This is a genomic window from Amphibacillus cookii (assembly GCF_016908375.1).
In the GTDB taxonomy this organism is placed as follows: Bacteria; Bacillota; Bacilli; order Bacillales; family Amphibacillaceae; genus Amphibacillus_C; species Amphibacillus_C cookii.
Genome location: NZ_JAFBDS010000006.1, coordinates 119,587 through 144,311, shown reverse-complemented (window position 1 = coordinate 144,311; position 24,725 = coordinate 119,587). Strand labels below are relative to the sequence as shown.

The 24,725-nt window shown below is 36.9% G+C and carries 19 protein-coding genes, 1 riboswitch and 1 other annotated feature; of the genes, 18 read left to right on the top strand and 1 reads right to left on the bottom strand.

Features of this window, described 5'->3' with window-relative positions; all coding sequences use genetic code 11:
* Positions 1-21 precede the first annotated feature (21 nt).
* The 4 genes from tig (at position 22) to yihA (ending at position 6,013) form a co-directional block, all read left to right on the top strand.
* A complete protein-coding gene (gene tig / locus JOE23_RS10190) occupies positions 22-1,308 on the top strand; it encodes a trigger factor (RefSeq protein WP_204438153.1) in 1,287 nt (428 codons plus the stop codon).
* Positions 1,309-1,658: 350 nt separating this feature from the next.
* Positions 1,659-2,927: an ATP-dependent protease ATP-binding subunit ClpX gene (gene clpX / locus JOE23_RS10185; RefSeq protein ID WP_017472745.1), complete on the top strand. Its 1,269-nt coding sequence runs from the start codon at positions 1,659-1,661 to the stop codon at positions 2,925-2,927.
* Positions 2,928-3,087: 160 nt separating this feature from the next.
* Positions 3,088-5,406, top strand: a complete 2,319-nt coding sequence (gene lon / locus JOE23_RS10180) for an endopeptidase La (RefSeq protein WP_204438152.1) — start codon at positions 3,088-3,090, stop codon at positions 5,404-5,406.
* Position 5,407: 1 nt separating this feature from the next.
* Positions 5,408-6,013, top strand: a complete 606-nt coding sequence (gene yihA / locus JOE23_RS10175; RefSeq protein WP_204438151.1) for a ribosome biogenesis GTP-binding protein YihA/YsxC — start codon at positions 5,408-5,410, stop codon at positions 6,011-6,013.
* A gap of 509 nt (positions 6,014-6,522) precedes the next feature.
* Here yihA and JOE23_RS10170 read toward each other — a convergent pair.
* Positions 6,523-7,005 (bottom strand): LiaI-LiaF-like domain-containing protein, encoded by a 483-nt coding sequence (locus JOE23_RS10170; RefSeq protein ID WP_204438150.1) that lies wholly within the window; start codon positions 7,003-7,005, stop codon positions 6,523-6,525.
* A 143-nt stretch (positions 7,006-7,148) separates the two neighbouring features.
* On the opposite strand from JOE23_RS10170, the gene JOE23_RS10165 reads away from it, so the two are divergent.
* The 14 genes from JOE23_RS10165 (at position 7,149) to pilM (ending at position 24,719) form a co-directional block, all read left to right on the top strand.
* The gene (locus tag JOE23_RS10165; RefSeq protein WP_204438149.1) at positions 7,149-7,340 is read left to right on the top strand and encodes a hypothetical protein; all 192 of its coding nucleotides are present in this window, start codon (positions 7,149-7,151) and stop codon (positions 7,338-7,340) included.
* A 316-nt stretch (positions 7,341-7,656) separates the two neighbouring features.
* Complete coding sequence (gene spoVID, locus JOE23_RS10160) at positions 7,657-8,661, top strand: stage VI sporulation protein D (RefSeq protein WP_204438148.1); 1,005 nt, start codon at positions 7,657-7,659, stop codon at positions 8,659-8,661.
* A 650-nt stretch (positions 8,662-9,311) separates the two neighbouring features.
* Positions 9,312-9,543 (top strand) — a binding site (T-box leader).
* 110 nt (positions 9,544-9,653) lie between these two features.
* Positions 9,654-12,299, top strand: a complete 2,646-nt coding sequence (locus JOE23_RS10155) for a valine--tRNA ligase (protein ID WP_204438146.1) — start codon at positions 9,654-9,656, stop codon at positions 12,297-12,299.
* A 295-nt stretch (positions 12,300-12,594) separates the two neighbouring features.
* On the top strand, positions 12,595-13,857 hold the full coding sequence (locus tag JOE23_RS10150; protein ID WP_204438144.1) for a bifunctional folylpolyglutamate synthase/dihydrofolate synthase: 1,263 nt from the start codon (positions 12,595-12,597) through the stop codon (positions 13,855-13,857).
* Positions 13,858-13,954: 97 nt separating this feature from the next.
* Positions 13,955-15,670 carry a sensor domain-containing diguanylate cyclase gene (locus JOE23_RS10145; RefSeq protein WP_204438142.1) on the top strand — a complete coding sequence of 572 codons (1,716 nt, stop codon included), beginning with the start codon at positions 13,955-13,957 and terminating at the stop codon, positions 15,668-15,670.
* 13 nt (positions 15,671-15,683) lie between these two features.
* The gene (locus JOE23_RS10140; protein WP_204438140.1) at positions 15,684-16,145 is read left to right on the top strand and encodes a type IV pilus modification PilV family protein; all 462 of its coding nucleotides are present in this window, start codon (positions 15,684-15,686) and stop codon (positions 16,143-16,145) included.
* A complete protein-coding gene (locus tag JOE23_RS10135) occupies positions 16,138-16,557 on the top strand; it encodes a PilW family protein (protein ID WP_338021909.1) in 420 nt (139 codons plus the stop codon). Before JOE23_RS10140 ends, JOE23_RS10135 begins: the two co-directional genes overlap by 8 nt.
* A gap of 9 nt (positions 16,558-16,566) precedes the next feature.
* Entirely contained in the window at positions 16,567-18,312 is a 1,746-nt protein-coding gene (locus tag JOE23_RS10130; protein ID WP_204438139.1) for a pilus assembly PilX N-terminal domain-containing protein, read from the top strand.
* Between the two features lie 17 nt (positions 18,313-18,329).
* Entirely contained in the window at positions 18,330-19,952 is a 1,623-nt protein-coding gene (locus JOE23_RS10125; RefSeq protein WP_204438138.1) for a GspE/PulE family protein, read from the top strand.
* Between the two features lie 13 nt (positions 19,953-19,965).
* Entirely contained in the window at positions 19,966-21,003 is a 1,038-nt protein-coding gene (locus tag JOE23_RS10120) for a type IV pilus twitching motility protein PilT (protein WP_204438136.1), read from the top strand.
* A gap of 4 nt (positions 21,004-21,007) precedes the next feature.
* A complete protein-coding gene (locus tag JOE23_RS10115; RefSeq protein WP_338021908.1) occupies positions 21,008-22,219 on the top strand; it encodes a type II secretion system F family protein in 1,212 nt (403 codons plus the stop codon).
* 77 nt (positions 22,220-22,296) lie between these two features.
* A riboswitch (cyclic di-GMP riboswitch) is annotated at positions 22,297-22,378 on the top strand.
* Positions 22,379-22,592: 214 nt separating this feature from the next.
* On the top strand, positions 22,593-22,919 hold the full coding sequence (locus JOE23_RS10110; protein ID WP_204438133.1) for a competence type IV pilus major pilin ComGC: 327 nt from the start codon (positions 22,593-22,595) through the stop codon (positions 22,917-22,919).
* Positions 22,920-22,973: 54 nt separating this feature from the next.
* Positions 22,974-23,729, top strand: a complete 756-nt coding sequence (locus JOE23_RS10105; RefSeq protein WP_204438132.1) for a prepilin peptidase — start codon at positions 22,974-22,976, stop codon at positions 23,727-23,729.
* A 33-nt stretch (positions 23,730-23,762) separates the two neighbouring features.
* Positions 23,763-24,719, top strand: coding sequence for a type IV pilus biogenesis protein PilM (gene pilM / locus JOE23_RS10100; RefSeq protein ID WP_204438131.1), 957 nt, complete (start codon positions 23,763-23,765; stop codon positions 24,717-24,719).
* The last annotated feature ends 6 nt before the right edge of the window (positions 24,720-24,725 follow it).

Sequence of the window (24,725 nt, the reverse complement as noted above, 5' to 3'; positions counted from 1 at the left end):
GTACGCATGGAGGGAAAATAAATGACAGCTAAGTGGGAAAAGCAAGAAGGTAATCAAGGCACGTTAACCGTTGAGGTCGATGCTGAAAAATTTAACGAAGCCTTAGATCAGGCGTTTAAGAAAGTAGTAAAGGATGTACAACTACCTGGTTTCCGTAAAGGTAGAATTCCACGTGGGTTATTCGAGCAACGTTTCGGCGTAGAATCTTTATATCAAGATGCAGTTGATATTATTTTACCAGAGGCATATGCTGGCGCTGTAGATGAAGCGGGGATCTCGCCGGTAGACCAACCTGAAATTGATATTACACAAATTGAAAAAGGTAAAAACTTAATTTTTACAGCCAATGTTACCGTGAAGCCAGAAGTTAAATTAGGCGAGTATAAGGGCTTAGAAGTTGAGGAGCAAGATGTTACGGTTACTGATGAAGATGTTGACCAAGATATTGAAAATCAACGCCAAAATCAAGCAGAACTTGTTGTGAAAGAAGAAGGAACAGTTGAAGATGGTGATACCGTTGTTCTTGATTTTGAAGGTTTTGTTGATGGTGAAGCATTTGAGGGTGGTGCCGCTGAAAATCATACGTTGGAAATTGGCTCAGGCTCATTTATTCCGGGATTTGAAGAGCAACTTATTGGCAAAGCTACTGGAGAGGAAGCAGAAGTTGAAGTTACTTTCCCAGATGAGTATCATGCTGAAGATTTAGCTGGCAAAGCTGCAACTTTCAAAGTGAAGATTCATGAGATCAAAGCAAAAGAATTACCTGAATTAGATGATGAATTTGCTAAAGATGTAAATGATGATGTAGAAACATTAGCTGAGCTAAAAGAGAAAACAAGAGAGCGATTAGAAAATCAAAAACAATCTGACGCAGAGAATCAAAAGCGTGAAGCACTCATTAATCAGGCAACTGAAAATGCTGAAATCGATATTCCAGAAGCGATGGTGACGACGGAATTAGATCGTATGCTTCGTGAATTTGAACAGCGTCTACAGCAGCAAGGAATGACCTTAGATATGTACTTCCAGTTCTCTGGTCAAGATGAAGATGCGCTTAAAGAACAGATGAAAGAAGATGCATCAAAACGTGTTCAAACAAACCTTGTTCTTGAGGCTATTGCTGAGGTGGAAAATGTCGAAGTAACTGAAGAAGATGTTAATGAAGAATTAAAGACAATGGCAGAAATGTATCAAATTGAAATTGAGCAACTGACTCAAATGCTTGGTGGCAATACGGATGCCATTAAAGAAGATCTGAAATTTAAGAAAGCTGTTGATTTCTTGGTTGAACATAGCCAAACCAAATAAATCAGGGATAAATAAACAAGGCGGTTACTTTTCGCCTTGTTTTCTACCATCCAAACCTTTTTACATATTGAGTCGAATACACATACACTTAACATCACTTTGAATTTTACATAAGATAACATACATATAATAAGGATGCTCGTTTAGCGTTCAAGTAAATGGGTAAGACTAAAAAAGGGACTTTAAGAGGTATTATTTTTAATATCTACTGTTATTTGATATGATGAAGAAGTAATAGGGATATAGGCACCTAAGTTGCTTCTCCTTTTGCATATCAACCAAATATAGCGTATCATACGTGATTAAACACAACACGTATTGTTTTTTAATTATAGAGGGGTGAGAGTAATATGTATAAGTTCAATGAAGAGAAAGGCCAACTTAAATGTTCTTTTTGCGGAAAAACACAAGATCAGGTAAGGAAATTAGTAGCTGGTCCAGGTGTATATATATGTGATGAATGTATTGAACTTTGTTCTGAAATTGTCGAGGAAGAGCTCGGAACAGATGAAGAAGTAGAATTTAAAGATGTACCGAAACCTCAAGAAATTCGATCGATTTTAGATGATTATGTCATTGGACAGAACAAAGCAAAGAAGAATCTTTCAGTAGCTGTTTATAACCATTATAAGCGAATTAATGCGACGCGTGGCACCGATGATGTAGAGCTTGCGAAGAGTAATATCGCAATGATCGGTCCGACCGGAAGTGGTAAAACGTTGCTCGCTCAAACATTAGCAAGAATCTTAAATGTACCTTTTGCAATAGCTGATGCCACATCTCTGACTGAGGCAGGTTATGTTGGTGAAGATGTTGAGAATATTTTACTTAAGCTAATTCAAGCAGCAGATTATGATGTGGAAAAAGCTGAAAAAGGTATTATTTACATTGATGAAATTGATAAAGTTGCTCGCAAATCAGAGAACCCATCAATAACAAGAGATGTTTCTGGTGAAGGTGTTCAACAAGCATTGCTTAAGATTTTAGAAGGAACGACAGCAAGTGTGCCACCACAAGGTGGAAGGAAGCATCCGCATCAAGAATTTATTCAAATTGACACAACCAATATTTTATTTATTGTAGGTGGTGCCTTTGATGGGATTGACCAAATTATTAAAAGTCGTCTAGGTAAAAAAATAATTGGATTTGGAGCTGAAACAGATTCCGATGAATTAGATAAAGCTCAGTTGCTCCAAAAAGTTTTACCTGAAGATTTATTAAAGTTTGGTTTAATTCCTGAATTCATCGGAAGGCTACCTATTATCGGAAGCTTGGAACCATTGGATAGAGAGGCATTGATTGAAATACTAACTAAGCCAAAAAATGCCCTTGTTAAACAGTATAGGCGACTTTTCCAGATTGACAATGTAGATCTAGAATTTGAAGAGGAAGCGCTTGAAGCAATTGCTAAAAAAGCAATGGAACGAAATACGGGTGCGCGTGGTTTGCGTTCTATTCTTGAAACGATTATGTTAGATGTCATGTTTGAATTACCTTCTCGTGATGATATTAAAAAATGTATCATTACGAAGGATACAGTAGAAATTGAGAATGGGCGACCCAAATTATTGCTTGAAGATGGTTCGATGATTGATGAAGAACCAAAGGAGAGTGCTTAATTGTTAGCTATTAAATCCCTTGTGTAAAGCAAGGGATTTTCTATTCTATTACATCATTACATAGATTTGGATTATTTAGACCGGATTTTTTTAAAAACTTATATGTGATTTCGAGATAAACATGGGTATGATAAAAATAAAGAACAGGGAGGGACGTTCTATGAGTGAAGAAAACCCGATATTACCACTACTCCCGCTTCGCGGTATGGTCGTTTATCCATCAGTTGTCATGCATTTGGATATTGGGCGTAAGCATTCGGTTGAAGCGTTAGAAATGGCGATGATGCATGATCGAAAGATTTTACTTGTTGCTCAAAAAGAAAGTGCAGTTAAAGAACCAACGAAAGAAGATCTATATCTTAATGGTACGATTGCTTATGTTAAACAAATGTTAAAGTTGCCCAATGGTACATTTAGAGTATTGGTTGAAGGAATCAAGCGAGCAGAAGCTGTTTCTTTTCAGCAGACTGACCCCTATTTCTTAGTTGAAGTTGTCCAATTGGTTGAGCAAGGTTTGGTTGAAGAACCAAGGCAATCGGCGTTGATGCGAACCCTTTTGGATCAATTTAAAAAATATGTTGAATTATCAAGTAAATTATCGAAGGAAACCTATGAAAGTGTTATTGATATTGCAGATTTATCACAATTAACAGATCTAATTAGTTCACATTTACCAATTAAATTATCGATTAAACAAGTGTTGTTAGAAATGATTGATGTCGACGAACGGGCGCAACAATTAATGGAGTTAATTTCTAATGAGCAAGAAGTTTTGCGTTTAGAGCAGAAAATTGGACAACGCGTAAAGCGATCAATTGAACAGACGCAAAAAGAATATTATTTGCGTGAACAAATGAAGGCAATACAAAAAGAGCTAGGTGATAAAGATGGGAAGTCAGGAGAGGTCGCAGACCTACAAGAGAAAATAGGACAAAGTAATATGCCGGACCGAATTTTGAAGCTGGCTGAAAAAGAGCTAAAGCGTTTTGAGAAGGTACCACAAACCTCAGCAGAAAGTGCGGTTATCAGAAATTATTTAGACTGGCTTGTTAGCCTTCCGTGGTCAAATGAAACAGAGGATCACCTCGATGTTGATCACGCTGAAGCGATTTTAAATCAAGATCATTACGGCTTGGATAAAGTGAAAGAGCGTATTTTAGAATATTTAGCTGTTCAGCAATTAACCAAGTCTTTACGTGGTCCAATTCTTTGTTTGGTTGGGCCGCCAGGAGTAGGAAAGACTTCACTAGCCAAATCTATTGCCCGGGCAATAAACCGCCGTTTTGTTCGCTTATCGCTTGGTGGAGTCAGAGATGAAGCCGAAATAAGAGGACATCGTCGTACTTATGTTGGGGCGATGCCTGGCCGCATTATTCAAGGTATGAAAAAAGCAGAAACGATTAATCCGGTGATGTTACTAGATGAAATTGATAAAATGGCAAATGATTTTAGAGGCGATCCATCAGCAGCTATGCTTGAGGTATTAGATCCTGAGCAGAACAGCCAATTTAGCGATCATTTTATTGAAGAGACGTATGACCTTAGTAAAGTCATGTTTGTTGCAACAGCTAACCATTTACAAACGATTCCTCGACCGCTGTTAGATCGTATGGAAATTATCTCTATTCCAGGATACACCGAATTAGAAAAACAGCATATTGCCCGCAATTATTTACTACCAAAACAATTAGCAGCACATGGATTGAAAAAAGGTAACTTACAAGTGCGTGATGAGGGTTTATTAAAGTTAATTCGGCGTTATACCCGTGAAGCGGGTGTTCGACAACTTGAAAGGCAATTGGCTGCATTATGTCGAAAGGCAGCAAAGTTGTTTGTATCTGAACAAAAGAAGCGGATTGTGGTTACCGAAAACCAATTAGAAAAATTATTAGGCAAACCTCTCTATCGTTATGGTATGATGGAAGAAGAAGATCAAATTGGAACGGCAACAGGTTTAGCGTATACAGCTGCAGGTGGTGATACGTTAGCGATTGAAGTCAGTATTGTACCTGGTAAGGGGAAATTAGCTTTAACAGGTAAACTTGGTGATGTTATGAAAGAATCTGCACACGCAGCATTGAGTTACATCCGATCAAGAGCGGAACAATTGAAGATTGATCCGAACTTTCATCAAAAACAAGATATTCATATTCACGTTCCAGAAGGGGCGACACCAAAAGATGGACCATCAGCAGGTATTACGATGGCAACTGCACTTATATCAAGTTTAACCAATCATCCCGTGCGTAAAGAAGTAGGAATGACAGGAGAGATCACTCTTCGTGGGCGAGTCTTACCTATCGGTGGATTAAAAGAAAAAACATTGAGTGCTCATCGTGCTGGGTTGACTACCATCATCATACCAAAGGAAAATGAAAAAGACTTAGATGATATCCCTGAGAGTGTTAAACAATCACTAACCTTTATTGCCGTTGACCATTTAGATCAAGTACTTGAACATGCGTTAGTGGGGGAATAACATGAAAGTAACAAAATCAGACATTACTATTAGTGCTGTAACACCTAAGCAATATCCGCCAGAAGGATTACCTGAAATTGCATTAGCAGGCCGATCCAATGTAGGGAAATCATCGTTTATTAATAAGCTTATTAATCGAAAAGCTTTGGCACGTACATCTTCTAAACCAGGAAAGACACAAACCTTAAATTTTTACTTAATCAATGACATTTTTCACTTTGTAGATGTTCCGGGTTATGGCTATGCAAAGGTATCGAAGACTGAACGTGAAGCCTGGGGTAAAATGATGGAAACGTATTTTACTGAACGAGAAAATCTACAAGCTACTGTACTTGTCATCGATATTCGTCATCAACCGACAAATGATGATGTGGCGATGTATGATTTTCTAAAGCACCATCAAATCCCGGTTCTTGTTATTGCTACTAAAGTGGATAAAATTAAAAAGGGACAAGTAGCCAAACATGTTAAGCGTGTTAAAGAGACATTAGCTTTAGAAAATGGAGATCAGATTATTCCATTTTCAGCTGAAACGGCCCAAGGAAAAGAAGAAGCATGGCGTGTCATTAGCTCCTACTTACCACACACCAATGGGGGTAAAGCTTAATTGATCAATGTTACAAGATTGGGTTGGTGTACAGGTATACAAATATGGGCGCCTCAATCTACTATAAAGATAAAAGGTTGTATACTATTTGACGTTGGTGAAGGGAATTCTCCATTTCATGCGTTTGTGAAATGGGGGTAGACTTTCGCTAACGTCATTTCTATTTCTCTAAAAATAGAAATGGGTTCGATCATCCAGTGATTCGCTTTCAGCAGGCACGGCTTCAGCTAACTCATGTGCGCACCAAACGCGCACATGAGTGGATCTTCAGCTCGTGCTATTCCTGCAGGGGTCTCATCACTTCCTGACCGAACCCGAATGAATTTACGTGTAGATAGCTAAGTTAAGATCTATTGAATCGAAATCAGCCCAAAATGCACCTAACCAAACAAACATTCAAGCAGCATAATCCGACTTGAATATTTGTGAAATGCATCTATAAAATTGCCGGCAAAAATTCTCACCAACGTCATTTGACAAAGAACCAGATAAAAAAGATAGCATTCATGCTATCTTTTTTTAAATAGTAAATAGATGCCGAAAACGATTAAGCCAACGGGCCAATAATCCTCTAACCAATCAATAAGTTGATGTATGGATTGAGCAAATTGTGAATTTGTCATTGATAAAAGGATGAAAAGACCAAGGGAAAGTAGAATTAATCCGGGGTACAAGCCAGCCTTCGTCTTTTGATAGCGAAGGAGAAATGCTATCCCAATAATAATTGCATAAACACTCCAGTGTTCAACCCATTCAGGATAAACGGAAACAGCATGGAAGTGAATACCGAGTCCTAAAAGAATCGTTCCAGGAAAAATTTTATCATGATCTCGACTTAGATAGCCGTGAATAAGCAAACTCAATCCTAAGACCATAAACAAACTAGGCCATGTTGAAAAATCAGCTAAAAACGGCAAGTCCCATTGTTGAAGTAAAAAGTAAAGACCGACTCCAATCAAAATAAATGCACTTAATTGATTTTGTTGACGCATGAAAACCTCCTCTGCCAATACCGTCATAAAGTTGATTGGCTTTAAAAACGATGATAAGTTGCTAAACTATTTGTCTATTATAAACTATCGTCTATTTTATCAGAAAGGTAAAGGTTTGCCTATTCTAAGATGGAGGTGACGGTTTGGATGCTGTCATGTTGAAGCCATTATCACCATGCTCCATAAGAGAAAAATGCGCAGTTGACCAAAACCAATTACAGATAATGTTTGAATCGATAATACATATAAACGGTGTTGATCAAGTGGTCATTTTATCTACTTGTAATCGAACTGAATTTTATTTAGATATCGATTCACAGCTTTTTTTACATTGAGATCTTAAAAGCAAGCAGGCGTATAATAACCGTCTGTTTTCTTTTGAGTCTAGAAATAACTTAAAGAGTGGTTATAACCTGTATCACGTAGACACTTATCTTAGTAATGTTACGCTAGACTGTTATTTGCCACGTTTCTTTTTTCAGCTGTTTGATGTAGTGGATAGACCACAGAAAATTTTCTTGTCTTTTGTTCATATTTACATGTTAATCTAAGTTAGGGCTTGGTTGAAGTCTGCTGACAACTTGACATATTCTTTTGATAATATCATATATCTGTTAATGAGGATGTGTTGAGTTGAAAGGAGGAAAGTTGATGCCTGAGCAAGAGTCAAGGTCATTTCAGTTCGATTTAACTGAAACATTATTATTTCATAAGTCAGAAGGGGTTTCTGAAATGTTAGGGATAGGTCTTGATCCGGAAATTTCTATTCAAACCTTTCCTGATTATGTTTCAGTACGAGGAATCATTGCTTTAACAGGTGAGTATTTACCTGATGAAATGGATGAACAATCTGATATAGATGAGCCAGAAGTGACAGGGCGTTATTTTAAAAAGGTTGTTCGAGATGAGGATGGAATCTGCGAATTTTCACACCATTTCCCTGTAGATATCTCTATTCCACATGAACGAGTGAAACGGATGGATGAGTTATCCGTAAGCGTTGATAGCTTTGATTATCATTTACCGGAATCTTGTAAATTGGAATTAGAGGCATCTCTTGTTATTCAAGGCCTGGAACACGATCGGGTTGAAGAGACTAAAGAAGTGGAAGAACCTGAAGATAGTGATGAGCAAGTAGAAGAAGCGGACGAAGTAGAAGATAGAATTACATTTGATTTGAAAATTAAAGCAGAAGAAAAGGAGGCTGAGCAAAGTAAAGACGGGGAAGAAGATAAAGAAGATGATAAAGTGATTCAACTACAACGGGAAGATTTAGAAGGACAAAAAACAGAAATTGAGACCAAGGAAGAGATTGCGCCTGACCCAGAGATAGTTCCCGATAAAGCTCAAGAAATGATTGAAGAAGACATTCGCAGTGAACCATTAACAGAAGAAACTGCCCCTGACGCCGAGGTTGCAGAAGAAAGTCACTCAGATGAAACTGTACAACGACCAACCTACTTGTTAGATTTGTTTGACCAAAGTGATTCAGAGAAAGAACAGTATACAAAAATGACAATGTATATTGTTCAGGAGCAAGACTCTTTAGAGGGTATAGCAGAACAATATGGTGTCAATACAATGAAATTACAAGAGGCTAATCGGTTAGAGTCATTAGATGTTTATCAAGGTCAAATCATATATGTGCCGAAGTAAAAATAAAAAGTGATGACACCTTTCAATAGTAGTGTTCATCACTTTTTCTATTTAAATTCAAAAGCTGCGCGCTATTTATTACAGATAAGCGTCCATAAAACGCTCCCGAAAATAGAGAACAGGTGAGAGATAACGGACGCTGATGTCCTGATTCCACTCAGCTAACCATCAGTGAGTGACGGACGAAAACCCCCGCTGATTGGAGGTTTATTTTATATCCATTTTAAGTAAAAAGAAACATAGACGCCAATAAATAAACCCAGTAAAAAGACATCAAGTGTTGTTGGAAAAAATAAGGTTCTGATTAGTTGGACGATACAGATTGGAAGTAAACACCTTTCAATCACCAAAAGCCATTCTCGACACCATGGTGGCAAGCGATAGCGATAATATCGAGACATAATCCCACCCTTTCATTGAAAAGTATAACACTCTACTAAAGTAGTTAATAAACAAAGAATGAACACTAACGCACGAAATGTAATAAAATGTATATGTGTTTGTAGCAAAATCAATATCAACTTTTATCATAGTATATGCACAAGTTTTAAGAAGTTGAAATGTTTACTTGTTGACATGATTATGAAAATCGTTATTGACTTTTATACGCTATTTTGGATAAAATAACTGTTATAGAAAAGAACTATATAATAAAGATGATGAAGAGGAAGAGTATGCTGGTCAAACTTATAGAGAGGAAACCAATAGCTGAAAGGTTTCTAGTCCCTAACCGCAGAAGGTAGCCTTGGAGTTGTTTAACCGAACGTATAGATTATTATTAGGTTGAACCGGTTATAGACCGTTATTGAAATGAAGTGTATAGCTTGTTATTGCTATAAACAAAGGTGGTACCACGGAATGTTAAACCCTTTCGTCCTTTTTAGGATGATTAGGGTTTTTTTTGTGTCAGTCCAAGACAGATTATTTGTTCTAGGAAGTAATGATGAGTAAGTCTATTTTGATAAAAGCTAAAAAATAAGGAGGTTATACAAGTGTCAGAACAAACACATAATTTACCGCCTAAATATGATGCGCAAGCCGTTGAGAAAGGCCGTTATCAATATTGGGTAGATCACAAATTTTTTGAAGCAACCAATGATCCAAACAAAAAACCATTTACAGTTGTGATTCCACCACCAAACGTAACCGGTAAATTACACATTGGGCATGCATGGGATACCACATTACAAGATATTATTACCCGTATGAAAAGAATGCAGGGATTTGATGTCCTTTATTTGCCGGGGATGGATCACGCAGGTATTGCTACGCAGGCAAAAGTAGAAGGTAAATTGCGTGAGGAAGGTGTCAGTCGTTATGATCTTGGGCGTGAGAAATTTCTCGAAAAAGCGTGGGAATGGAAGGAGGATTATGCTTCTTTTATTAGAGCGCAATGGGAAAAGTTAGGTCTAGGCCTAGATTATTCACGAGAACGTTTTACTCTAGATGAAGGTTTATCTGAGGCAGTTAAAGAAGTGTTCGTTAAACTTTATCAAGAAGGGCTGATTTATCGTGGGGAATACATTATTAATTGGGATCCAGCTACGAAAACGGCCTTATCAGATATTGAAGTTATTCACGAAGAAGTGACAGGCCATTTTTATCACATGAAATATCCTCTTAAAGATGGTTCAGGTCATATCGAGATTGCAACGACACGCCCTGAAACGATGTTGGGTGATACAGCTGTTGCTGTCCATCCGAAAGATGAACGATATCAGCATATGATTGGCAAAACCGTAATTTTGCCAATTGTTGGACGTGAGATTGAGATTGTGGCTGATGACTATGTTGATCAATCATTTGGTTCAGGGGCGGTCAAAATTACGCCGGCCCATGACCCTAATGATTTTGAAATAGGTAATCGTCATAACTTAGAACGCGTACTTGTTATGAATGAAGATGGGACAATGAATGAAAAGGCTGGTAAATACGAAGGTATGGATCGCTTTGCGTGTCGAAAACAGCTTGTCAAAGATCTTCAAGATGAAGGAATTCTGTTCAAGATTGAAGAACATGTGCATGCTGTGGGACACTCCGAAAGAAGCGGGGCTGTTGTTGAGCCATACTTATCAACACAATGGTTTGTCAATATGCAACCTCTTGCTGATGAAGCCGTGAAGTTACAAAAAGATAAAAAAGAAAAGGTTAATTTTGTTCCTGAGCGATTTGAAGGTAATTATTTGCGATGGATGGATAATATTCGCGACTGGTGTATTTCTCGTCAGCTATGGTGGGGGCATCGTATTCCTGCTTGGTACCATAAAGATACGGGTGAGATTTATGTAGGGAAAGAAGCACCAGCTGATCTTGAAAACTGGCAACAAGATACGGATGTTTTAGATACTTGGTTTTCATCGGCTTTATGGCCATTTTCAACATTGAATTGGCCTGATTTAAATGATCAAGACTTTGAGCGTTACTTTCCAACTAACGCTTTAGTGACAGGCTATGATATTATCTTTTTCTGGGTAGCAAGAATGATCTTCCAATCTAAGCATTTTACAGAGCAACGTCCATTTGATGATGTTTTAATTCATGGTCTTGTGCGAGATGCTGAAGGGCGTAAAATGAGTAAGTCGCTAGGAAACGGTGTTGACCCAATGGATGTTATTGATAAATATGGTGCAGATGCATTACGATACTTTCTTGCAACGGGTTCAACGCCTGGTCAAGACTTACGGTTCCAATGGGAGAAAGTTGAATCAACGTGGAACTTCATTAATAAAATATGGAATGCTTCACGATTTGTATTAATGAACATTGAAGGGATGGAATATAAGCATGTAAATCTGTCAGCAGAAAAGAATGTAGCTGATCATTGGATACTGACCCGTTTAAATGAAACAATAGAACAGGTTAATCGTCACACCGCTCGCTATGATTTTGGGGAGGCAGGACGCCATCTCTACAACTTTATTTGGGATGATTTCTGTGATTGGTACATTGAAATGGCGAAGCTCCCATTGTATGGTGAAGATGAAAAAGCTAAACAAACAACACAATCAATTCTTATTCATGTATTAGACAGTATTTTACGTATGCTTCACCCATTTATGCCATTCGTGACAGAGGAAATTTGGCAACACTTACCTCATGAAGGGCAGTCAATCACACAAGCGCAGTGGCCAGAGATAAATGCGGTTTATTCAAATGAGCAAGCAGCAACAGAAATGAATCGCTTAGTTGCCATTATTCGTGCAGTTCGCAATATACGTGCAGAAGTAGATACACCGATGTCCAAACCAATCGTACTCACCATTAATGCGAGTGATACAAAGGTTGCTGAACAGTTGCTTGCTAATCGTCACTATATTGAGCGATTTTGTCATACCAGTGAGTTGACAATCGCGACAGATCTAACCGCTCCGGAAAAATCGATGTCTGCTGTGGTCACAGGAGCTGAGCTATACTTGCCATTAGCTGGATTAATTGACGTGGACAAAGAGATAGCTAGGCTAGAAGCAGAACTATTAAAGTTAAACAAGGAAGTTGAGCGGGTTGAGAAGAAATTAAGTAACGCTGGCTTTGTCAACAAAGCACCTGAACATGTTGTTGCTGAGGAAAAACAAAAACAAACCGATTATCTTGATAAACGCGATAAAGTTGCAGCAAGAATAGAAGAATTAAAACAATAAATCATAAGCTGTCCGAGTCGAATATGACTTTAGGGCAGCTTTTTTAATACGTTAACAACATAAATCATTTCATCATTCACTTTTCATATCGCGCTATTTTCGGTACAATTTATCACAGATAAGCGTCCGTAAACCGCCTACCTCAAAATCGAGAGTAGAGCTTATCTATTTAGGCGGAAGTTAACGGACGATAATGACCTGATTCACTCAACTACCCATCAGTGGGAGAGGACTACCCCACTGATGGAAGGTGCGTTTTATAGGATATCAATGACGGAGAGGAAGTTTATTTATTATGTTTAGATCAGTTCAAAGTTTCGAGGAATTTTTAGATAATCGTGAGCAAATTGGAATAAAACCTGGATTAGATCGTATGCATCGTTTACTTGGAGCGGTAGGACATCCGGAGAAAAAAATAAAAGCCATACATGTAGCGGGTACAAATGGTAAGGGATCGACAACGGTTTATTTAGCGGATACGTTAAAATTAGCTGGTTATCGAATTGGAACATTCACATCACCGAGCCTAACCAATCGACAAGCGATGATTCAGCTTAATGGCGCTACCATATCAAATCAATCCTATCTATACTACGCCAATCAATTGTATCATGTACTTGCAACGCTTGATCAATTCAATAATCCAGCTAGTAATTTTGAAATTATCGTTGCCATTGCTTATCAATTCTTTGCTGATAAAGCAGAATTTTCCATTATTGAAGCTGGAATGGGTGGGCTAGAAGACGCTACAAATTGTATTGATCCGCTTGTTTCGGTGATCACGTCAATTGATTATGACCATACCAGATTTTTAGGTGAGACGATGGCTGAAATTGCTAACCATAAAGCAGGCATTATTAAGCCTCATCGTCCTGTTGTAGTTGGACAAGTATCAGAGGAAGCCTTTCAAATCATTCATGACACCGCTCAGAAAAATGAGGCAAAGGTTTATCGTTTTAATGAAAACTTCCAAATGATCAAACAGGATAATAACTTTATTTATAAAGATCATGGACTGACCATTCCGTTTCGCTTATCAATGAAAGGGGATCATCAAATCCATAATGCTGGGCTTGCGATAAAAGCGCTCATGTTGTTAGATTTTTTTAATGATTCACTTTCACAAGCTGTTATTCCTAAAGCATTGGCGACAGCTGTCATTCCTGCCCGGTTTGAACAAGTGCATTTTAATCCCGTAGTTATTATTGATGGTGCACATAATCTTGCTAGTATTAAAGCTTTTTTAGACACGATAGCAACGCTGTATGCTGATAAGAAAAAAACATTGATATTCAGTGCCTTTAGTGATAAGCCCATTCAAGCTATGATTGAAAGATTAGATAATAGCTTTGATCAGATTATATTTACAACATTTGACCATGAAAGAGCAGAAACTGCAGAGAATTTATATAAATTTTCTCGTCATAAAAATAAAAAAATGGCATCTGATTGGAAGCAACTTCTGGATCAAATGATCTATAAAAAAGAAACCCAATCTATGACATTTGTAACGGGATCTTTAACTTTTGTTGGAAAAGTCCGCCAATATTTTAAGTAATTAGTCTTGCTCTTAATGATATAAACCACTATAATTGACTATATCTATAATTCTTATATAGAGTGATTGGCTAGGTTTCAAATGGGGTGGATAAAAAATGATCGAGAAAAAGAAGCAAGCGGGAATATGGCTGGCATGGTTATTGATATGGCCGATAGTAGTTAGCTGGCTTTACCATCATTATAGTGTCGACACCTCTTTTGATCGCTTTAGTTTTAGTGCTTTTTTACTGCTAGCTGTTATGGTTGCTCTATTTCCCATTACGATTAATAAAACACCGATTTTTTTAATTAATAGTGTTAGTCTGGCAACTTTTCTGATTTTTGGATTATTTATTGAAATCATTGTTACCCAGTTAGCAATGATCTTTGTGTTAATTAGGCTTAAAATAAGTAAACATGACGGGTACCGTATTCCACTAAATTTATTAATGTTTCTTGCAGTGTCACTCACTTCAGCATCGGCTTATTATCTCTCATCACCTTATTTGCCTGAACGTCTCGAATTTTTAAACCATAATATTTTGCAATTATTAATCTATATGTTCATTGCATTTTTAGTCAATCAAATCATTTTATTCCTAATTAAACGTTTTATCTATAATCAAGAGGTTGCATTTTTGGGGGAAGGTTTTTATTTCTCTTTATTTATTATGGGCTATACCATACCTTCAGGGATTGTTTTAGTTTACCTTTATCAATCTTTTAATACGGTAGGTATTTTAATGATGAGTATTCCCATTGTTGCCATTTCGATTAGTTTGAAATTGTATTATCAAAGTAAAACAACGAATCAATATTTAATCCAAATTAATCAGCTTGCACATAAGCTTACGGGTTATTACACGCGTGATAATATTCTGAAAACGTATTTAAGTACAATGCCAAAAATCTTCCCTGCTAATACGGTCGTGATTTATGAATTATTTCATGGAAATCAATATAAAAGGATTAGGCTTTTGAATCATGAACAAGAATCAGTTCTTGAAGAAAGTGTCGTTGAACGCAATGGTCATTTTATTGTCGAACAGGCTGTAAATTATGGGAAGACAACCGTTTACCACAAAGCGAAAAGGTGGGAACATCTCGTAACTAATGATTTAGCGAATACAGGAGAAAGTATGATGGTGATGCCTATCCAGAAAAACTATCAAACTGTTGCAGTTATCGTCATTGTTGCTAAGCAAAGGTATGTTTTCTCAAGCATCCTTGTGTCAGTCTTTACCGTCCTCAATCCTTATCTTGGAATTGCTCTTGACAATGCAAAATACTATGAAAGCATTGAATTGAAAAGTCAAACTGATCATCTAACGCGTTTGCCAAACCTTAGGTATTTTGAAAAAGTTCTAACAGACTATGGCGAGATATCACCAAGTGGAGAATGCTCTTTAATAATGATTGATCTTGATTATTTTAAAATGATTAATGATCAATATGGGCATGAATGTGGTAATGAAGTGTTAGTCCAAGTGGCAGACTTGATTCGAGATTACCTGAAAAAGCATGTAAATGTAGAAGTGGCGCGCTATGGTGGTGAAGAATTTATTATCTTTCTACCGAATTACAAGCACGCTAAAGGATTTAAGTTGGCAGAGGAGATTCGTTCTTTAATAGAACAAACCGATTTCATTTGCCGTCATCATATACTTAATCATCAAACAACAATTAAATTGAATTTGACCGCCAGTCTAGGTGTAGCAAGTTATCCTGATCAAACTGACCATTTTGATGAATTAATTCGACTGGCAGATCGAGCCATGTATACCGGGGCAAAACGAGAAGGACGTAATAAGGTGGCAGCATACCAGTACTAAAAGGGGTGAGGAAATGATTAAACACATGTTTACACGGCAAGATGGTCTGACTTTAGTAGAAGTGTTAGCTTCTATTGCTATTCTCTCAATGATTGTCGTTACGTTTCTTACCTTCTTTATCAACTCAGCACGTACAACTAAAGTATCAGAAGATATGTTTGATGCGTCCTATTTAGCTCAAGAAAAAATAGAATCGATTTACTTTCAATCAACTACAATCACTTATCAGCAGCTAATTGATGATTTGCGCCATCAATCTGATCATTATCAAACACTTGAAAATACTGAAAAAATGATCCAATCATACGATGGTTTTCGGATTGCAATATATATAGAACCTACAAGAAATAACGCGGGTGTCATTTTAGAAAATTTATATAAATTAATTGTAAAAGTATATAGTGATAACGATCAGCAGCAAGCACAAATAGAGACCAATTTATTTTTTGATGAGGTAGGAGATAACGGTGATTAAAAATGAACAAGGGATTACACTTGTTGAGTTATTGGGTGTTTTAGCGATAATGTCGATTATGATTGTATTAATTGGTTCTGCTCATTTATTTGGACAACGCCAATTTTATCAGCAAACCGATCAAATAGATAAACAAGGTGAAGTAAGGCTTGTAGTAAGTCAGTTAACCACTGATTTACGTAAAGTAACTACCGAATCTGTATCTCAATCTGAAGGGATATGGCAAATTGGAACCCATAGTTATCGGCATCATGGAGATACCGTTTATCGCAACGATCAGCCATTAAGTGATGCAATAGAAATATTTGATTTAACCTTATCAGAAAATGGTGCAGACATAACGATTAAAAGTACTGCAAATAAGCAAGGACGTGTAACTGAAATCAGCACAACCCTTTATTATAGAAAGTAGGTGATCAACTTGAAAAAACTAATGAATGAAGAGTCAGGGGTAACCCTGCTATTTGTATTAATGACCTTAGTTGTGTTGTCAATACTTGGTGTTGCTTTAGCTACGGTAGCTTTTGCTAATGTTAAATTAACGACAACCGATCGAGAGTATCAATCTACTTACTATATTGCGGAGGCAGGGGTAAACCAAGCTTATGCAGAAATCAAGGGGATCGTAGAGCAGGCTTATGATGTGTATCATTCCCAAGAGCAGTTTTATCAAAAGATGAATGAGCGTATTTTCGAAAAAGTAGATGCAATCATTTATAAAAACTTTGAAAGCCATTTTGGAGAAGAACCTTTGGCAGAAATAGAGATTATAGAAATAAATCAGCACAACCCTAGGCAGTACAAGATCATTTCTAAAGGCCAAATTGGATCAAGAAATCGATCGATTGAGCAAGTATTTACAGTGAATTGGAGTCCAAAAGATAGTGGGTCTAATCCTCAATTCCCTGAAATACCAGAAGATATGCTAGCGCTTGTTAGAAGTAAAATCAATTTAAGTGGAAGTGTGAATTTAAATGGTGATATTTACTTAAGTAGTGATGATCATGATGTAAACATTCAATTAGGTGCCGGTTCCACAATAAATGGTAATCTATATGCTCAATCTCAAAACAATATTAACCTTCAAATTCGTGAGATGTATGGAAATGCCTATTTAAATGCAAATAAGCAGAATACAATCAGTTTTACAAATGGTGGGATGATGAGAGGTAATCTTTATGCTGTGGCAAGTGAAACGAATACTTTTAGTATACGAGCTGGGGCTCAACTAAATGGTACTGCTTATTTTAGAGGGAAGCAGGGTAATATCATTACGACACAGCATGCGGGTATTACTCAAGATATTCATTTAAATCCATCCAACAATAATGTAATGAACATTGATGCTTCTTTAAAAGGGGACGTCGTTTATAGTGAGCAACCATTAATATGGGATGACCCCCCATCAGATTTTAAGGGATATGAAGATTATGTGAATGCCTTTCCTGATATCCCAAGTTACACCCAGCATGAAAACATTCGTTATGGTGATGAAAGTGAGCCTTGGAATCAGTACGATGTCATTAAAGATGGCGATTTATTGGTTACAACATACCATATTGATTCATATACTCTACAGCTAAATAACAATTATGCTTTTAATAAAGTGCAAGTTGGTAATGGTAAATCTTTGTATTTAGACACAGCTGGACAAGATAGAGAGATTGTCATTGATGACTTGTCACTGAATGGTGATCTAGTCATTAACGGTAACGGACATGTGAACATCTATGTAAAAAATCACATAAGTTTGGCTAATCATATTAATATTACGAGTGAAGAAGAAAGCACGTTTACAATTTATTATGAAAATAGCCGAAAGCCGATCATTAATGGAAATATTGAAGGTTCTCTCTTTGTGAAACAGGCTAACTTAGAGTTTGCCTATGGATCCACTATAAGTGGCTCTGTTATATCAGGAGGAGATCAAATCATCTTTAATTCTACATCTGATGGTGTTGTTCTAATCGCTCCCTATGCCACGTTAATACCTAATAATGTGCCAACAAAAGGTTTTTTTGTCGTTGACACGATTAGTGGAAATGGTGGTGGAAGTATTGAATTAATGGGAGATTTAGATATCTTTATACCAGGCCGGCCAAATGACGATCAAGATGTTGATGTAGACTTAATTACTAAGGAACCGCCAATTGAACAAAACGACTAGGATAGGAGGCTATTGAAATGGCTATTCGAAATAAACGAAAATTAGGCGATGTGTTAAAAGAAGAAGGTTTAATAACTGAAAAAGAGATTCTTGACGTCCTAGCTAATAAAAAAGATCGTCAAAAACTGGGCGATGCACTAGTGGAACAAGGCTATATCACTGAAAAACAATTAATTGAGGTATTAGAGATTCACTTGAAAATTGCAAGTGTTTCATTGTATCGTTTTCCTATTAATGAACAACTTATGGAATTGATTCCAAAAGAAATTGCACGCGAAAATATATTATTGCCAATTGAACAGCATGAAAATATTTTAACGGTGGCAATGAATGACCCGCTTGATTATTATGCGATTGATGATTTAGAGTTAGCAACAGGCTTTGAGATTAAACCCGTGATTGCGACAAAGGAAGATATTCTTCAAGCGATCAACAAGTATTATGACATGGAAGAAGACTATGAGGAAGAAGTGGAAGGTGAAGAGGCTCCGGCGGTTCGCATTCTTGATCAAGTACTACAAACGGGCATGACGCTCAGAGCTAGTGATGTCCACTTAGATCCAAGTGAAGGTAAAGTAGCTGTTCGTTATCGCGTCGATGGTATGCTTCGTAATGAAAGAACATTGCCCAAACGCATGCAAAACGCCCTTATTGCTCGTGTTAAAATTTTAGCAAATCTAAATATCACTGAAACACGCCGTCCGCAAGATGGGCGAATTCGAATAGTTATCGATGCGAAACCAATCGATTTACGGGTGTCAACATTGCCCACTGTTTTTGGTGAAAAAGTGGTTATACGTATGCTAGATTTAACAAATATTTTCAAAACACTTACTGAGCTTGATTTAACTAAACAAACCTTAGAAAAATATCGAGAGTTGATTAATCGACCATCCGGATTGATTCTATTAACTGGCCCGACAGGATCAGGGAAAACAACCACTTTATATGGTTCTATTAATGAGTTGAACCAAGAGGATGTCAATATTATTACGGTTGAAGATCCGGTTGAATATCAATTAGAAGGGGTTAATCAAGTGCAAGTCAATCCAACGATTGGCTTAACTTTCGCTACTGGATTACGCTCAATTTTGCGGCAAGATCCTAATATTATTATGCTTGGTGAAATTCGAGACAAAGAAACAGCTGAAATGGCCATTCGTTCTTCGTTAACAGGACATGTTGTATTTAGTACACTGCACACGAATAGCGCCATTGATACGATTCCACGCTTATTTGATATGGGGATTGAACCTTATTTGGTTGTTTCTTCACTTACAGGTGTAATGGCACAACGATTGGTTAAAAAAGTTTGCAAAGATTGCAAGCAGACAAGACCCGTTACCCCAATGGAAAGGGAATTATTTTCCAAACGTGATATAGCTATAGAACGCGTAAGTGAAGGTAAAGGTTGTGACAGTTGTCGGGGTACTGGTTATCGAGGGCGTATGGCTATTCATGAATTATTGGTTATCGATGATCAAATGAAAAAAATAATGATGAATCGGGCAAGTATGTCGGAAATAAAAGCACATGTTCGTCAACAAGGGATGCGTTTTTTAATGGATGATGGTTTAATAAAAGTGAAACAAGGAGATACAACGATTGAAGAAGTAATGCGTGTAGCAATTGAAGACTAGAGGTGTAAGTAAAATGAACCAGTTATCAGATATATTGACAACAGCCTATCAAAAAAATGCTTCAGATATACATATCACCGTAGGTTCTGTCCCGATTTTTCGAATCGATGGACGATTAGTACCATCCGAAAGTCGTGTATTAACGCCTGAAGATACAAAAAATATGGCGAAATCTATAGTAACTGAGGAGATGTGGGAACACTTAGAGAAAGAACGAGAATTAGATTTGTCTCATGGCATGCCGGGTGTGTCTCGATTTCGCGTCAATATCTTTTATCAGCGTAGTAATCTGTCCATGGCTTTTCGGGTCATTCCTACTCAGATTCCACAAATTGATGACTTAGGTTTACCCCAAATATTAAAGGGCATTGTAAAAAAGCCCCATGGATTGGTCCTTGTTACGGGACCTACGGGAAGTGGGAAAAGCACGTCGCTGGCAGCTATGATCGATTACATGAATCGTTCGATGAATCGTCATATTATTACATTAGAAGATCCGATTGAATACTTACATAAGCATAATCAATCGATTATCGATCAAAGAGAGGTAGGTTTTGATACGATTTCTTTTCAAAAAGGTTTGCGCGCTTGTCTGAGACAAGATCCTGATGTTATTTTAGTTGGAGAAATGCGTGATCTTGATACGATTTCTACTGCCATTACGGCTGCAGAAACTGGTCACTTAGTTCTAGGAACACTCCATACGCAAGATGCAGCTTCGACCATTGATCGGATTATTGATGTATTTCCGACTAATCAAAAAGATCAGATCCGTATCTTATTGGCAAACGTTTTAGAAGCCATTCTTTCGCAACGATTATTCCCAATGGCCCAACATAGTGGTCGGATCGCTGCGACAGAAATGTTGATAAATAATGCTGCCATTAAAAATTTAATTCGCAATGAAAAGATGCACCAAATTCAAAATACATTACAAACCTCTAAAGATCAAGGGATGCATACGATTGAAATGGATATTCAGCGAAAGGTTAAAGAAGGACTCATCTTTCAAAAAGATGCTGATCCCTTTTTAACGAAATCATCATTATAAGGGGGTGAGTGCATTGCCAATCTATGCTTATCAAGCGCGCACACTTGAAGGCAAATTAACAAAAGGTAAAGTGGAAACAGAAACGGAAAAGGATGCTTTAATAGAATTGAAACAAGTGGGTCTACTTGTTTTTAAAATCAAAAAACTTAATCCTATTTTGTATAGTGATATAAATATAGGTCGTCTGATAAAAAATAAGGATTTCGTTATTTTTCTTCGTCAATTTTCAACATTAGTTAATGCAGGCATTAGCTTAGTTGATACGACAGAAATATTAGCTGAACAGTCAAATAGTAAAGCGTTAAGAAATGGATTAACTGAAGTGAGGGCGCATATTCAAGAGGGAGAATCCTTATCTCGTGCTTTAGAACGCTATCCAAAGTTATTTCCCGAATTATTAGTAAGTATGATAAATGCAGGTGAAGCAAGTGGTCGCTTAGATGAAATACTTGAACGAATGGCAACATATTATGAAAAGCAACATCAACTGAAGCAAAAAATAATGACAGCCATGACTTATCCTATAGTGATTGGCACACTTGCTTTGTTGATTACAATGTTCTTGCTTGCTTTTATTGTTCCGATATTTACTGATATGTTTTTGTCATTTGATCAAGAAATCCCACCGTATACGCAGTTTGTCGTTAATGTTAGTGATTTCATGCAACAGTTCTGGTGGCTATTTATTATTATGATTAGTTTAACGGTTATCATCATTAAAGGGTTGGTAAAACGTGAACGATTTGCTTATTTATTTGACCACATACACTTAAAACTACCGATTTTTGGTATGTTTATTCAAAAAGCTACGTTAGCAAGAATGAGTCAAACCCTAAGTTCATTATTAAATAGCTCAATCCCTATTTTAGAAGCCCTTGAAATAACAGAACATGTTGTTCGTAATCGTGTTGTTAAAGAGGTGTTAAAAGAAAGCAGAATGGCTTTAGAAGAAGGGGAATCTCTAACAAAACCGATGAAAGAACATTGGGTATTCCCTAAACTTGTTACCCAGATGATTGCGGTTGGAGAAGCAACGGGTTCTATTGATGCGATGTTAAAGAAAGTGTCGGACTTCTATGAACAAGAGTTAGAAGAAGCATCTGATAAGTTGAAATCACTGATTGAACCGGTATTAATTATCTTTCTAGCATTCATCGTTGGGTCTATTGTCCTATCCGTGGTCATTCCGATGTTCAATTTATTTGAAAATATATAAAAAGAAGGAAAATAATATATCTTTTTTACGTATATATGTAGACAAATATATATAAACATTAGTATAATAGTATTATATAAAAAACAGAAACGAGGAAGATTTACCTTATTTGGGCACTTTGGTAAATTGGAGTTAGTAGTGCAACCGGCTGGCATCATAAAGGTTATTTATGTTGTGAGTCTTTTTTAATGGGTTCTTAGATCGTATAGGGACATGCCGTACAGCATCTTGCAATGTTATTCTTGATCAGCAATTAGTGTAGATGGTCGATAAAGCACTAGCATTTGATTATGCTGTATAACTTTAAATGACACCATAAATAACTTTTAAGTTTATTCAAAACTTATATCACTTGTTTTAAGGAGGAAATAAGATGTTAAGTCAAATGAAGAAAATGCTTAAGGGTGAAAAAGGTTTTACACTTGTTGAGTTGCTTGCGGTTATCGTTATTTTAGGTATTATTGTTGCGATTGCTATTCCAGCGATAGGAAATATTATTAAAAACGCTCAAGGTGACGCAGATGAACAGGAAGTGGCATTGATTTTAGATGCAGCTAGACTTTATGAAGTTCAAAATGAGAATGGCTTACCTGTTGATGTCGATACACTTATAAGTGAAGGGTATTTAGACTTGAGACAAGGTGATGCACCTTCTGGAACAGTTGACAGAGATGCAGATGGTAAGTTAGAACTCAAATAAATATAACATGTAGACTCCTCCATGAGGGGTCTTTCATTCTATTAGGAGAAGACAATGGCCCTTTTTTATTACATCGTTACCTTTATATTTGGACTGGTGCTAGGATCTTTTTACAATGTGGTTGGTTTACGTGTCCCTCAAAAAAATTTCCTGCAATCAGATCGTTCATATTGTCCTAACTGTAAGAAGGTGTTACGTTGGTTTGAATTACTTCCTGTTTTGTCATACGTGATCCAAAAGGGTAAATGCCGCGGATGCCATTACTCAATTAGTAAGCTTTACCCTATAATTGAATGGTTAACAGCGATAAGTTTTACTTTGAGTTATTGGCGTTTTGGCTTGTCTATTGAGTTAATTGTTGCTTTCTTAGTTATCTCTTTAGCCGTCATTATCATTGTGACCGATTCTCGTTATTTTCTTATTCCAAATAAGATACTGATCTTTTTCTTGCCATTTGTCATTGGCGCGCGTGTTCTTGTTCCACTGGAACCATGGTGGTCACCGATCTTAGGTGCCATTATTGGCTTTGGTTTAATTTTGTTTATTATTATGGTAAGTAAAGGCGGCATGGGTGCTGGTGATATGAAGTATTTTGGCTTGCTTGGGATTGTATTTGGGTACCAATCTATATTATTGGTTTTCTTTCTTGCGACGTTTTATGGAGCGGTGGCAAATATTGCTTTATTATTAATGAGAAAAGTAGATCGGAAATCTAAAGTGCCTTTTGGTCCTTATATTAGTTTAGCGGTATTGACGGTTTTAATATACGGAGAGGCAATGATCGATTGGTATGTATCACTATTCTTTTAATCGGAATTATAACTAAACTAAAGGATGAAATATATGCAATTATTCAGTAGCTTACATGTTTTCTTAACAGTTACAGATCGAAGTATTCGCTACTTTGTCTGCCCTGACAACAAGCCAGAACAAGTGGTTGATTACGGTGAAGTAATTTTTGATGTGACAGTGATTGAAGATGGCCGTATAGTTAATGAGCAGCAGTTAAGTCTTACGTTAAAGACATTAATTGAGCAGAAAAAATGGAGACGCCGAAAATTATCATTTATTGTTCCTGACAGCTTTGTCGTCATGAGGTTTGAAAAAATACCGAGTCAGCTTAATAAAGAAGAGGCAAAATCATATATAAAATTACAGCTTGAAGGTAGTATTCGGTTACCTTTTAAAAAACCAGTCCTCGATTATCAAATCTTACAAGAAGGCAATGAAGAGAACGATATCTTATTATTTGCTTATCCGTCTGAAAGGCTGTTACCTTACTATCATTTATTTGATCAATTACGTTTGCAACCCGTAGTGGCAGATGTGTCCTATTTAAGTGTTTATCGATCGTATGTAAAACAAGACTTGTTTAGAAAAGGCGAGCATTTACTCATGATTCAATGGAACAAGGTGGATTTGGTGTTAACCGTTTTTCATGATCATTTACCGCGATTTAGTCGTCATATCCATTTTGCAAATGCTTTTCAAGCATGGGAAAAAGATCAAGTAAAACATCAATTAGTTTGGCGTCAATCCACTACAGCTGCAGAGACATTTATTGAAGAGCAACTTTTAACGATTGAGCGGTTTATGGATTTTTATCAATATTCAATAATGGACGGCCTTGATCAAGTGACCGATATGTTAGTGGTTGGTGATTTTCCAGATATGGAACAATTAATTCAACAATTACATGATCGGTTTGCATTACCAATCAAAAATTTTCACTTAATAAGTAGTCTGCCATTAGATTATTCAGCGCTGTATGGCTTAGGACTAAAGGGGTGCCGGCTTTGACTAATC